Below are 14,436 nucleotides of genomic sequence, written 5' to 3'. Positions count from 1 at the left end.
AGTTATTGGTTATTGGTTAACAAATAACCAATAACAAATAACAACCTGAAAATATTAGTTCGATCGCAAATTCGCCTTTCCAGGCTGTTTCCGGCGTCCCTCCAAAGAAACCACCTCAGCTTCCGAACTCTCCCTCGCCACCCGAATCAGCAGCCCCGACAACAAAAAACTTGCCACCATCGAAGAACCGCCATAACTAAAAAACGGTAGCGGCAAACCCGTAGTCGGCAAAACCCCCGTCGCCACCCCAATATTCAGCAGCGACTGTCCCACCATCACCACCATCGCCCCGATCGCCACCAACTGAGACTCAACATTCCGGGCCTTCATCGCCACCCTCAAAGCCACAGTAGCGTACACCGCCAACATCAACAACAGCGAGAAACCTCCCACCAAACCAAACTCCTCAGCAAACACAGCAAAAATAAAATCGCTGTACTGAATCGGTAAATAAAATAACTTTTGCTGCGACATCCCCAAACCCACACCCCAAATACCACCGGAACCCACCGCCAGCAGACTTTGAACCAACTGATAGCCATCTTGCATCGGATCGGCCCAGGGATTCAGAAAAGACATAATCCGGCGGCGCTGATATTCCCGAAAACTAATACTTAAAACCGCCAACAGCATTCCCCCCATAGCCGTTGCGCCCAACTGTAAAGCAGGCAAATTAGCCGCCAAAGCTACCAACCACAAAGTCATCCCGCACAAAGCCGTGGTACTCAAATTCGGCTGCAACAAAATTCCCAACAGCATCGCCCCGAAAATTCCCAACCAAGTAAAGCGAACTTTATTCGTCAACCGGGGCCAGTTGCCGAAAATGCGAGCACTTTGGAGAACGAAAAAAGGCTTAATCAACTCCGAAGGTTGAATAATTGGAACAGGGCCCAGAGATATCCAGCGAGTCGCCCCGTTGATGGTGGTTCCCACTCCGGGAGCTAAAGTCAGCCACAGCAACCCCAGCAACATCAGAATGCCCCACTGAGCTGTTTTGATCAGGTAGCGTAGGGGGGAGTAGATCATCAAGTTAAAACCAGCCAGCCCGATCGCCACTGCGATTAGCTGTCGTTTAACATAATAAAGACCATCTCCAAATTCTGAATTGGCGATCGGGTAGGAAGCCGAGAACAAAGCTGTCAGCCCGACAAACAGCCACAGGAAAGTCAGCCACCTCAGCCAGCGGGCCTCAGCAGCCCATTCAGATACGGTAGGGTCTAAAAATGGAATGAAGCGTCGAATATCAGCAGCCATAGGATTTTAGTTTATTTATTCTTATTCAAAATAATAGTGTGAGGGGAATTTTGTTTGCTGTTTATTGGGGTTTTGTTCGCGATAATCGCAGTGATACTGTCGGCTTATTGAAATATTTGCGATCGGATTATAGCAATCCTAAATCATTTGTGAATTTCTTACTCCCTCCCCTTCATAAGGGGAGGGTTGGGGTGGGGTAAAAAACTTTACGACTCATTTAGGACTGCTATATGCACTATTAAGTAGAATATCGAGGTCATGATTTAACCGCAGAGAGCGCAGAGGACACAGAGGGAGAGAATTGAGAGATGAATACAGGCATTGGTGTCAACTTAACGTCAAACCCAGTCAGAGACTGCTGTTTGACTATTAAATCTAGATCCCCCCTAGCCCCCCTTAAGAAGGGGGGGACAAGAGTCTTCTCAAAGTCCCCTTCCCCCCTTGGGGGGGGCTAGGGGGGGGTGGGGATTTAGGGGGATCTAGACTTAGGTAAAAGCAAGAGATACCAAGGGTTTCAGGCTTAAGTTGACACTAATGGAATACAGGAGAATGCTACCTACCGGATTTGATATCACCTCGGATCTTAGGCTGTTTGTCATAAACCGGGTTTTTGGGTAATATTTACTAAGCGTAAATTGCCCATCGGAAAACCCGGTTTTTTCGATTTTTAATGTGTCATGCCTTCACCTAAATAAGCTTGCATCAGTAACTGCTTCAAATCGGCAATCAGAGGATAGCGGGGATTGGCACCAGTACACTGATCGTCAAAAGCCCGATCGGCCATTTCTTCGACATGAGCAAAGAAAAAGTCATCGGCGATACCTTGTTCTAAGAGTACCTCTTGAATTGTGGCTGGAATTTCCACTTGACGTTTTAACTCTTCCACTGCTTCGATCAACTTTTCAACTTTTTCCTCGTCAGTCTCGCCACCTAAGTTGAGATAGTTGGCAATCTGAGCATAGCGCCAAGTGCTATTAGGATACTTGTTCTGCGAGAAAATGGCTTGCTTAAAGGGTACATCCGTCGCATTGTAACGAATTACATGGGAAATCATCAGGGCGTTGGCTAAACCGTGAGCAATGTGACAAGTTCCGCCTAACTGGTGGGCGATGGAGTGACAAATTCCCAGGAAAGCATTCGCAAAGGCCATGCCTGCGATCGTAGCAGCATAATGGACTTTTTCCCGTGCTTTGGGGTCTTTAGCACCATTTTTGTAAGCACTGGGCAGATATTTGAACAACAGACGAATTGCTTCTAAAGCTAATCCGTTGGTATATTCAGAAGCCAGTACCGAAACGTAAGCTTCGATCGCATGAGTTAACGCATCTATCCCACCATAGGCTGTCAGTCGTTTGGGCATATTCATCGTCAATTCTGGATCGACGATCGCAATATTTGGAGTCAAAGCATAATCTGCAAGGGGATATTTGATACCAGATTTTTCATCTGTCACCACCGCAAAAGGAGTAACTTCCGAACCTGTCCCCGATGTGGTAGGAATTGATACCATCATTGCCTTTTCTCCCAAGGGTGGAAGTTCATAAACCCGCTTGCGAATATCCATAAATCGCATCGCCAATCCTTCAAACTCAATATCGGGATGTTCGTACATTAACCACATCACCTTTGCAGCATCCATCGGAGAACCGCCACCAAAGGCAATAATCACATCGGGATGAAAGCTATTGCAAATTGCTAAACCTTTACGCACCGTGGCTAAGGAAGGATCGGGTTCCACATCATAAAAAGTATAGTGAGCGATGCCGATTTCTTCCAAACTATCAGTAACTTCTTTGGTTAATCCGAGTTCAAATAAAGGGCGATCGGTAACAATTAGAGCCCGTTTTTTCCCCGCCAAATCCCGCAGCGCTACTGGTAAACAGCCAAACTTAAAGTAAATCTTAGGAGGGATGCGGAACCATAGCATATTCTCCCGACGGGAGGCGACAGTTTTGATATTCAACAGATGATGAGGTGTCACATTCGCCGAAACGGAATTACCGCCCCAGCTACCGCAGCCCAGAGTCAAAGAAGGATCGAGACGGAAATTGTAAAGATCCCCGATCGCCCCTTGGGAAGATGGAGTATTAATCAGCACCCGCGAAGTTTCCACCTTGTTTTCAAAATAACGAATATGTTCCTGATTGCTAGGGGCTGTATACAGCGCCGAAGTATGTCCGTGTCCCCCGAATAAAATTAAGGCTTCTGCTTTTTCGACAGCATCATGAAAATCAGTGGCGCGATACATCGCCAGAATCGGTGACAGCTTCTCATAAGCAAAAGGTTCATCTTTGTCGATCGCCTCTACTTCCCCAATCAAAACTCTTGTATTACCTGGTATTTCCAACCCCGCAACTTCCGCAATTTTGCTCACCGTTTGTCCAACGATTTTCGGATTCAAATGTCCATCGGTTAAAATCACCTGACGAACTCGATCCCGTTCTTCAGAATTCAGGAAATAAGCACCGCGCTTGATAAATTCCTGTCTGACAGATTCATAAACTGCATCTACCACAACCACCGATTGTTCCGAAGCACAAATCGTGCCATTATCAAAGGTTTTACTCAAAATTATCGAACTCACCGCCATTTGAATATGGGCAGTTTCATCAATAATTGCCGGAGTATTTCCAGCGCCCACGCCGATCGAAGGATGTCCCGAAGAATAGGCCGCTTTCACCATCCCAGGCCCGCCTGTTGCCAAAATCAGCTTGATATCGGGGTTTTGCATCAAAGCTTGGGAAAGTGGCACTGTTGGCTCATCAATCCAGCCAATGATATCTCGTGGCGCACCCGCAGCTACGGCAGCATCAAGCACAATTTTTGCCGCTGCGATCGTGCATTCTTTAGCATGGGGATGGGGCGAAAAAATGATCCCATTTCTAGTTTTAAGGGCAATCAAAGATTTAAAAATTGTAGTAGAAGTGGGATTGGTGACAGGCACAATTCCAGCTAGTAGTCCCACGGGTTCGGCAATGCGTTCGTAGCCAAAATGTTTGTCTGATTCAATTACGCCACAGGTTTTATCATTTTTGTATTTGTTGTAAATCATTTCTGAGGCAAAATGATTTTTGATGGCTTTATCTTCGATTACGCCCATTCCTGATTCTTTTACCGCTGCTTTGGCTAAGGGAATCCGCGCAGCATTAGCAGCCAAAGCTGCTTGTTTAAAAATGCGATCGACTTGTTCTTGAGTAAAAGTAGCAAATTCTGCTTGTGCTGTTTTTACGTTGTCAATTAACAGTTTCAATTCATCTATGTTGGTGACTTTCATTGTCAATTCTCCTCGGCTTTATTGTTGTCAAATTGTCGTGAAATTCTGAGATTGTAGATCCCCCTAAATCCCCCTTAAGAAGGGGGACGAAAGAGAAGATTCCTGTCCCCCCGTTTCTTAAGCGGGACGAAAGAGAAGATTCCTGTCCCCCCGTTTCTTAAGCGGGACGAAAGAGAAGATTCCTGTCCCCCCGTTTCTTAAGCGGGACGAAAGAGAAGATTCCTGTCCCCCCGTTTCTTAAGGGGGACTTTGAGAAGATTCCTGTCCCCCCCTTCTTAAGGGGGGCTAGGGGGGATCTAGCCAACTTTAACTAAAGTGCGATCGCCCCGATCGCCTCTATCCCGCGATCGCGAAAAATATCAACCGTTTGCTGAACCTGTTCAGCCGAAGCGGGTGGTGTATCTTTCAGCTCATAAGCAAGCCCTAATTGTTCCCATTTATATTCCCCCATTTTATGAAAAGGTAGAACTTCCAATCTTTCCACATTTTTGAGAGTCGCGATAAAATCTGCTAACTTCTCCACGTTTTCAATATTATCGGTGAGGTGTGGAACCAACACAAATCGAATCCAAGTGGGTTTGTCAATCTCGCTGAGATATTTTGCCATCGTTAAAGTTGGTTCGATGGAAACATTGGTCACTTGGTAATATAGTTCGGGAATGTAGGATTTGATATCTAGTAGAACTAGATCGGTCATTTCTAGCACTGGTTTGGCAATTTCTAAACCACAATAGCCAGATGTATCAAGGGCCGTATGCAAGCCTAGTTGATGACAGCGATCGAATATTTCTCTGGTGAATTCTGGCTGCATCAATGGTTCGCCACCGCTGACTGTCACGCCGCCTTTCCGAAGGTAAGATTTACATTTTTTGATTTCATTCATCAGATAATCAACTGTCACTTCTTTACCATCATGGGCGTTGCGACAGTCAGGATTGTGACAATAGAGACAGCGCAGAGGACAGCCCTGAGTGAAGACAATAAACCTAATTCCTGGCCCGTCAACAGTACCAAAGGTTTCGATTGAATGAATGCGTCCAATTCCAGACATGAATTTCGCTTTTAGTGGGGTTGGAGCGGGTTTATAAGATGATTAGTCTGCGACACAGATGGTAGGCGGGGCAGGTTTATGAGATGGTTGGTTTTAGGCAATTATGGTTGGTGAACCTGCCCCTACAGAATTGACGTCTTTGCTATCTAGACACGTTCGTGGAAAGTCCGTTTAATCACATCTAATTGTTGTTCGCGAGTCAGCTTGATGAAGTTAACTGCATAGCCAGATACGCGAATCGTCAATTGAGGATAGTTTTCGGGATGTTCCATTGCATCTAGTAAGGTGGTCCGATCGAGGGCGTTAACATTAATATGATGACCGCCATCATGGAAATAGCCATCGAGTAAACCAACTAGATTATTCGTGCGATCGCTTTCGAGTCTTCCCAAGGCCGCGGGCAGAATTGAGAAGGTATTCGAGATACCATCTTGACAGTCACTATAGGGCAATTTTGCCACAGAAGATAGCGAGGCGATCGCACCGCAAGAATCTCGTCCGTGCATGGGATTGGCACCGGGTGCAAAGGGTTCTCCCGCCTTGCGTCCATCGGGAGTGCTGCCTGTTTTTTTGCCGTAGACTACATTGGAAGTAATCGTCAGGACTGATTGAGTTGCTACTGCGCCACGATAGGTTTTGTGCTTGCGAATTTCGTTCATGAACCGTTGCACTAAGTCGATCGCCATACTATCAACGCGATCGTCATTGTTCCCATACTGCGGATAATCGCCTTCAATCAGATAATCCACCGCCAAACCTTGCTCGTTCCTTTCTACTTTAACTTTGGCGTATTTAATCGCGGAGAGGGAGTCAGCCACCACCGACAAGCCGGCTATGCCACAAGCCATTGTACGGTAAACATCGCGATCGTGCAGCGCCATTTCCAGCCGTTCGTAGCAATATTTGTCGTGCATATAGTGAATGACGTTCAGCGTATTGATGTAGGCTTTTGCTAGCCACGCCATCATTTGCTGCAACCGTTCATTTACCTCTTTGTATTCCAAATATTCGGCAGTGATTGGTGCGAATAGAGGCGCGATTTGGTCGCCAGATTTTTCATCTTTACCACCATTTATAGCATACAGCAAAGTTTTTGCCAGGTTCACCCTTGCGCCAAAAAACTGCATCTGTTTGCCGATTCGCATCACTGATACGCAACAGGCGATCGCATAATCATCGCCATAGGTGGGGCGCATCAAATCATCGTTTTCGTACTGAATCGAACTGGTGTCGCTAGAAATTTTAGCGCAGAATTCTTTGAATTTTTCTGGTAAATGTTCTGACCATAATACAGTCAGGTTTGGTTCTGGTGCTGGGCCGAGATTTGAGAGTGTGTGCAAGAATCGGTAACTGCTTTTTGTTACCAGTATTCTACCGTCTGCACTCATGCCGCCTATCGCTTCTGTTACCCAAGTGGGATCGCCGGAAAACAGCGCATTGTAGTCAGGAGTCCGCAAAAAGCGCACCATCCGCAGCTTCATTACAAAATGATCGATCAGTTCTTGCAAGTCAACTTCCGATCTCGATCCACTGCGTAAATCCCGCTCGAAATATACGTCTAAAAACGTGGATACTCGACCCAAGGACATCGCCGCCCCATTCTGCTCTTTGACAGCGCCTAGATAGCCAAAATAGAGCCATTGCACAGCCTCTTGGGAGTTACCCGCCGGACGACCAATATCAAAGCCGTACTTCGCCCCCATTTCCTTCAGTTCAAACAAAGCCCGCACCTGTTCTGATAACTCTTCCCGCAGGCGAATTGTTTCCTCGTCCATCATGTCGAGTTCGAGGGATTCTTGCTGAGCTTTTTTGTCATCAATTAGGCGATCGACTCCATACAAAGCCACGCGCCGATAGTCCCCAATAATCCGCCCGCGCCCGTAAGCATCAGGTAAACCTGTGATAATGCCCGATCGCCTCGCCATCCGCATTTCACGAGTATAAACATCGAATACGCCGTCATTATGGGTTTTGCGATATTTAGTAAAAACCTCTTCTGTTTGCGGGTCAAGCTGATAGCCATAGGCTTCCAAACCAGCTTTCACCACACGAATTCCGCCATAGGGCATGATGGCCCGTTTCAGAGGTTTATCTGTCTGCAAACCCACAATTTGTTCGAGTTGGCGATTTATATATCCAGCGTCATGGGCTATAATTGAAGAGGGTACTTTGGTATCAACATCCAATACACCCTTTTGAATTTCTAGCTTCATTAGTTCCAAAACTTCTTGCCAAAGCTTCTGAGTCCTTGTCGTTGGTCCTACTAAAAACTCGGCATTCCCTTCATAGGGCGTGTAATTCTTTTGAATAAAATCCCTGACATTGATTTCTGTTGTCCAACTCCCTTCTGTAAAGCCGTACCATTCTGCATACATAGCTTTAACCTCCTATTTTGGACTCTTTTTAAAGATGTCGCTCTTTCATCTTTTGTCTCCATTATATATCTATCCCATCATCTCCCATGGAAATGCTGTCATGTTTTTACAAAAGTTAACTGCTTGATGGTCCGATCGCACTTATCAAGTCCTGTCAACAGCTATATATAGCCTTTCTCAGAAAGATGAGGTAAGAGCGATAATTAGTAATAAGTAATAGGTAATTGGTAATTAGTAATAGGTAATTGGTAATTAGTAATACCCTATGCCCCATTACCATTCCCCCCTTGGGGGGGGCTGGGGGGGGGTGGGGGGCACAGGGGACTGAGAAATACTATATACACAATAGCGATCGCGCCCCTGTTTTTTTGCTTGATATAGTGCTTTGTCTGCATGAGCAACCAAAGTATCTGGCTCCAATTCTAAGCTAGGGATGAGTGAGGCGATTCCCAAACTAACTGTGAGGGTATTCTTGACATGAGACTGCTCATGGGGAATCGCCAAACTATGAATTGCTTGCTGAATGTTTTGTGCTATCTTAATCCCTCCCTCCAAATCCGTATTGGGGAGGAGTAACGCAAATTCTTCGCCACCGTAACGCGCTGCTAAATCCGCGGGACGATGGACTACTTTTTGTAATGTTTTCCCTATGCTAACTAAGCAATTATCACCCGCCAAATGACCATAGTAGTCGTTGTAGCTTTTGAAAGTATCAATATCCAATAAAATCAGAGAAAGTGGCTGCTTTTCTAGCCCTAATCGTTGCCACTCGCTTTGGAGACGATTGTTGAAACAGCCCCGGTTAGCCACCTGAGTCAAAGCATCTAAATTCGCCAATATTTCTAGTTTTTGATTGGTTTCTTGGAAAGCTATTTCCATTTGTTTACGTGTAGTGATATCGCGGATGGTAATAGCAAAACCATCACCTAATTTTACGGCTACCCAGTGAAACCAAGAAGACTCTTCCCATTCATAGTAAAAATCGTGCTCTAAAGGTTCCCCGGTTTCCACAATTTCAACGAAACGCTGGAATAGTTCTGGTTCAACATTGCTCAAAAACTTTTTCAGTACCAATTTGCCAATCATCTCTTCACGAGTGCGTTTGAAAACTCTAGCAATCACGGGGTTGACAACTAAACAACGAAAATCATCAATCTCCCCAGTTACGGGGTTGCGGACAGCTTGCATTGCTGCAATACCATCCAGGGAACTATTTAAAACACTAGCCAGTAAAGCCCTCGATTGATATAGTACCTCTTCCGCTTCTCTGCGGATATTAATTTCTTTTTCCAGCAGGCGTTGCTGACGTTGAATAATTAACTGATTTTCCAGACGCGCTACGACTTCTTCGATGTGAAAGGGTTTGGTAATGTAATCTATGCCCCCTGACTCAAAGGCTTTTACCTTGTCAAAAACATCATCTAAAGCACTAATGAAAATAACGGGAATGTGGCGTAGATTGTCATCGGATTTGATGGCTTTACAGACTTCATAACCATCCATTTGTGGCATTTTAATATCTAACAGAATGACATCTGGACACTTGACTTTTATGGTTTTCAGTGCCATCACTCCACTGGTGACGCTGCGAACAGTGTAGCCAAGTTTGAAGAGCACATCGCTTAGTAATTGTAAATTTTCGATCAGATCGTCTACTAGAATAATGTTGCCTTTTTCTGGTTGTTTGTGATTTAAATTCATGGCTTTTAAAGTTATTTAATTAATGATTATATGGAAGAATTAATGTTTACTGTATGTTTTTTTATTGGAATTTCAATAACAAATTCTGCTCCTTTTCCTAGGATCGAGTGACAATATAAATCCCCACCGTGTTTATCAACCACAATCTGGTGACAGATAAACAGTCCCAGTCCCGTACCTTCTCCTACCTGTTTTGTGGTAAAGAAAGGGTCAAACAACTTGGATTGCAGTTCTTTAGCAATTCCCCAGCCATTATCAGATATTTTGATTGATATTCCATGATTATTATGAACTTGAGTTTGAATTATTATTTTTGGTATATCGCCTGTGAAATGAGCGTGTACGGAATCTATAGCATTATTTATTATATTAATAAATACCTGATTAAGTTGACCGGAATAACACTCAATCAACGGTAGTTCACCATAATTTTTAATTACGGTAATTTCGGGATTTTTTAGCGTCGCTTTTAGGCGATTTTGGAGAAGCATCAGCGTATTGTCGATACCTTGATGAATATCCACTCGTTTGAATTCAGCCTCATCATGACGGGAGAAATTCCGCAGGGACAGAACTATTTCCTGAATGCGTTCGGTTCCTATCTGCATAGAATTAAGCAGTTTGAGCAAGTCTTCTTGCAAAAAATCTAGGTTAATAGCCTTGATTTCTGCTTGAATTTCTGGTGGGGGATCGGGTAAATGTTGTTGATATAGTTTTACCAAATTTAGTAAATCTTGGAAATATTCCGTAGCAGGGCTGAGATTGCCGTGAATAAAATTAACTGGATTGTTAATTTCATGTGCCACACCTGCAACCAGATTCCCAATGGAAGACATTTTTTCACTATGGATGAGTTTTGCTTGGGTGCGTTTGAGTTCCCTGAGAGTAATTTTTAAGCTTTCAGCTTGTTCTTGTAATTGAAATTCCGCTTGTTTCCGTGCAGTAATATCGCGGATGGTAATAGCAAAACCATCACCCAATTTTACTGCTACAAAATGAAACCAAGAAGACACTGATTCATAGTAAAAATCTTTGGCTAAACTCTCTCCATTTTCTACAATATTGACGAACCCATTAAAGAGTTCTGGGGCGATACGATGCAAGATTTTTTTGAGTACCAATTTACCAATTATCTGTTCGCGGGTGCGTTTGAAAACTCTAGCAATCACCGGGTTGACAACTAAACAACGAAAATCATCAATCTCCCCAGTTACGGGGTTGCGGACAGCTTGCATTGCTGCAATACCATCCAGGGAACTATTTAAAACGCTAGCAAGTAAAGCCCTCGATTGATATACTACCTCTTCTGCTTCTCTGCGGATATTAATCTCTTTTTCCAGAAGCCGTTGCTGACGTTGAATAATTAACTGATTTTCCAGACGCGCTACGACTTCTTCGATGTGAAAGGGTTTGGTAATGTAATCTATGCCCCCTGACTCAAAGGCTTTTACCTTGTCAAAAACATCATCTAAAGCACTAATAAAAATAACGGGAATGTGGCGTAGATTGTCATCGGATTTGATGGCTTTACAGACTTCATAACCATCCATTTGTGGCATTTTAATATCTAAAATAATCACATCTGGACACTTGACTTTTATGGTTTTCAGTGCCATCACTCCACTGGTGACGCTGCGAACAGTGTAGCCAAGTTTGAAGAGCACATCGCTTAGTAATTGTAAATTTTCGATGAGATCGTCTACAATCAGAATATTACCTTTATTGTCGCTTTCAGAATTAAGATTCATCGCTTATCAGGGGTTCGGCTAGGTCGAGAATTTGTTCAAATTGAAATTGACGTACCAGTTTGGTCAATGATTGTATCAAACAAGTTTCTGTCTGGGGAATTTCTGCTAGCAGTGGTAAGGCAAGCTTGGTATTTGCTTCAAGAGCAGCTTCGTATAGTTGGGTAATCCATTTTTGAGACATACAGGTGAAGTGTTGTGAAGTCAAGACGCTCTCTGCTTGCTCGTTTAAGTTTGGTGAAGTTGTTTCCGCTAAGATATATTTTACACCAAGATGTTTAGCCAGTGCGTCGAAAATTGTATGTTCGGCAAATGGTTTGCGGAGGAAGTCATCGCACCCCGCGGAAAGCACGATCGCTTTTTCTTCCTCTAAAACACTTGCCGTTAAAGCAATCACCGCCGTAGCATTACCTTTGGTGGTAGATTTAATATATTTTGTAGCTTCATAACCATCCATAACAGGCATTCTCATATCCATCCAAATTAGGTGAGGTTCCCATTCATCCCAAATTGCGATCGCTTCTTTACCATTAGTAGCTTCTTTGACCTCAAATCCCAACGGCGCGAGTAACTTAATTAATAATTGACAATTAATGGGTTTATCATCTACGGTAAGAATTTTGTAGGTAGGTTGACCGGGAGCAAGTCCCAGCACTCTTGGATGTTCTTCTGAACTATTGCTGACTGTTTCTTGACCCAGTTTTGCCTGAATATAGAATTGGAAAAGAGTGCCTTTTCCTAATTCGCTTTCTACCGAAATATCCCCTCCCATTAGTTGCACGAATTTCTGGCTGATTGCTAAACCTAAACCCGTTCCTTCTTGCATCTCTTTTCCTGCCTGTGCTTGAGAAAAAGCATCAAAGAGTTTGGGCAATTCTGCGGCAGCAATACCCACCCCAGTATCACGGACACGGAAATGGAGATTAAAAACATCTGTGGTTTCTTGGTCTCCCTGAAAGACATAGAGAGTAATTTGACCCTCTGAGGTAAATTTGATGGCATTACTGAGTAAATTGATTATAACCTGACGCAATTTGACTTGATCGGTGCAGATATAGCGGGGGACATTTTCAGTACGCTGAAAGAGCAAGTTTAAGCCTGCATTAGTTGCACCTAGATGCAGCATATCTTCTAAATCATCTAGCAAGCGATGTAAGTCAAAGTCTTGAGGATTGAGGGTAGTTTTACCTGCTTCAATTTTCGATAAATCTAAAACATTATTAATCAGTGTCAATAGGTGATCGCCACTGCGATAGATGATGCCCGCATTTTCATGTTGTTCCGATGGCAAGTTTGTAGAGCGTATCATCAATTGAGAAAAACCGAGAATAGCATTAAGAGGTGATCGCAATTCATGGCTCATATTGGCAATAAAGGTACTTTTAGCTTGGTTAGCTACTTCGGCTTTTTCTTTAGCAATGACTAGCTCTGCTGTTCTTTCTTCTACCCGATGTTCTAAGGTTTCAAAAGAGGTTTGTAACTGTTCAGCCATACTATTAAAAGAATCAGCCAGATTTGCTACTTCTGTAATACTTTGAATTTCTATAGAGCCATTTTTTATTCCATAATTTTGCCATTCTCCTAATGCTAAAGCTTGACTTGCCTGACTTAATCGTAAAATCGGTATAGTAATCCAACGGGCGGTGAGAATACCAATCCCTGTTGCGGCAACCAGAGTCAGACCACACAATAAAATTGTCCAACGAGCATTTGCCTGAATTTCTGCCATGAAGTCAGTTTCAGGAATAACAATAACTGTTAGCCAATCTAAATCTTTTTGCCCCTGGAATGGAACAACTTGAACAAAGTAACGTTTACCATTGTCTGTAAAGCTAAGTTCTTGTTTGGTTTTGATATGCTCAAGTCCACCGAAATATTCCAGTAATTTTTTAGTGGTTTTTCGAGTCATTTCTTCATGACTATTCACAGCCTTTAATCTGTATTGGTTGGGATCATCTTTCTCTTTATCGGACTTGAGAGAGCTTACTAAACTTGGAACAAAGGGAGTTTCACCTGTGGAAGTACCGATTAACAATCCCTTGTTTTCTAAGATAAAAGCCTGACCTGTTTTGCCAATTTTTAATTCTTTGAGGAAATCCCCAAGTTGGAATAGAGAAATGGAGCAACTGGCAACTCCTTGAAGGGTATTATTTTGATCGAAGAAGGGTAATACATAAGCCGCTACTAATCTGGGATCATCTAACTTTATTCGTGAAACAACTATCTGCCAAATCCCACTGGGTGTTTTTTTTCCAACTTCATACCAAGGACGATTTTCTGGAGGGGATTTCTGGGGAGGGTCGTTATTTTTTGAATCTTGAATTAAGTTGGTGTGGTTTCCTTGACTGTCAGTTAAGTAATTATTCCATTTGTAGTTATTTAACTTGGTTCTTATGCGGACGACACGAGAACCATCATCCAGCTTATTTATAACGAGCATATCTTTTGTTTCGGTGGCGATTACTAAGGCATTCAATTTATCAAAAATCTGCGATTGCTCCCATAAATAGTGCTCTACTTCTGAAAAATCTTTATAATTTAAAATACCGAGTTTGATCGCAGCAACATTATTGCGGGTAACTTCTTTAGGTTTTTGCAAATAATTGTTTAGATTTTGGTCAATGCGATCGCTAATTTCTGCTATCAAAGGTTTTGCTATATCTTCTACTGCTTTTTGTCCACTGCGGTAAGAAAGATAACCAACCAGACCCACTGCGCCGACAATTTGCACCACAAAGGGGACAATTAGAACTAATCTCAGGGGAATTTGTCTAGTTTTTTGGGATTGATTGGGGCGAGTTTTAATCATAGCTTATCAATGGTTCAAGTAAATCAAAAATCTTCAAACGAGGCTTGTAGGGTGCGTCAGCTAGAACACTTATTAGGCACAAAACGCTTATTTACTGACGCACCCTGCAATAGTCCTTTCAATAATGATTAGCAACAAAGCTCAAACAATGCAGATTTATTGCCATTGTAGATGAGGTTGCAAATTTTAGAGGATTAGGTTAATCTAGGTGATGAATAGAAAAATTA

The 14,436-nt window shown here is 43.2% G+C and carries 7 protein-coding genes; all 7 read right to left on the bottom strand.

From position 1 onward, the window contains the following. Positions 1-54 precede the first annotated feature (54 nt). A complete protein-coding gene (locus AAFP11_RS06610; protein ID WP_341736304.1) occupies positions 55-1,254 on the bottom strand; it encodes an FtsW/RodA/SpoVE family cell cycle protein in 1,200 nt (399 codons plus the stop codon). A 667-nt stretch (positions 1,255-1,921) separates the two neighbouring features. Continuing rightward, on the bottom strand, positions 1,922-4,534 hold the full coding sequence (gene adhE / locus AAFP11_RS06605) for a bifunctional acetaldehyde-CoA/alcohol dehydrogenase (protein ID WP_341736303.1): 2,613 nt from the start codon (positions 4,532-4,534) through the stop codon (positions 1,922-1,924). A gap of 304 nt (positions 4,535-4,838) precedes the next feature. Continuing rightward, complete coding sequence (gene pflA / locus AAFP11_RS06600) at positions 4,839-5,579, bottom strand: pyruvate formate-lyase-activating protein (RefSeq protein ID WP_341736302.1); 741 nt, start codon at positions 5,577-5,579, stop codon at positions 4,839-4,841. Between the two features lie 146 nt (positions 5,580-5,725). Next, positions 5,726-7,954, bottom strand: a complete 2,229-nt coding sequence (gene pflB / locus AAFP11_RS06595; protein ID WP_341736301.1) for a formate C-acetyltransferase — start codon at positions 7,952-7,954, stop codon at positions 5,726-5,728. A gap of 273 nt (positions 7,955-8,227) precedes the next feature. After that, positions 8,228-9,655 (bottom strand): diguanylate cyclase, encoded by a 1,428-nt coding sequence (locus AAFP11_RS06590; RefSeq protein WP_341736300.1) that lies wholly within the window; start codon positions 9,653-9,655, stop codon positions 8,228-8,230. A gap of 26 nt (positions 9,656-9,681) precedes the next feature. Next, on the bottom strand, positions 9,682-11,403 hold the full coding sequence (locus tag AAFP11_RS06585; protein ID WP_341736299.1) for a response regulator: 1,722 nt from the start codon (positions 11,401-11,403) through the stop codon (positions 9,682-9,684). Continuing rightward, complete coding sequence (locus AAFP11_RS06580) at positions 11,393-14,209, bottom strand: ATP-binding protein (protein WP_341736298.1); 2,817 nt, start codon at positions 14,207-14,209, stop codon at positions 11,393-11,395. Before AAFP11_RS06580 ends, AAFP11_RS06585 begins: the two co-directional genes overlap by 11 nt. Positions 14,210-14,436: the final 227 nt, after the last annotated feature.

The organism is Microcoleus sp. CAWBG640 (genome assembly GCF_020883015.1).
GTDB classification, from domain to species: domain Bacteria; phylum Cyanobacteriota; class Cyanobacteriia; order Cyanobacteriales; family Microcoleaceae; genus Microcoleus; species Microcoleus anatoxicus.
Note: the sequence above shows the minus strand (reverse complement) of the source record. Positions and strands in the feature narration are given on the sequence as shown.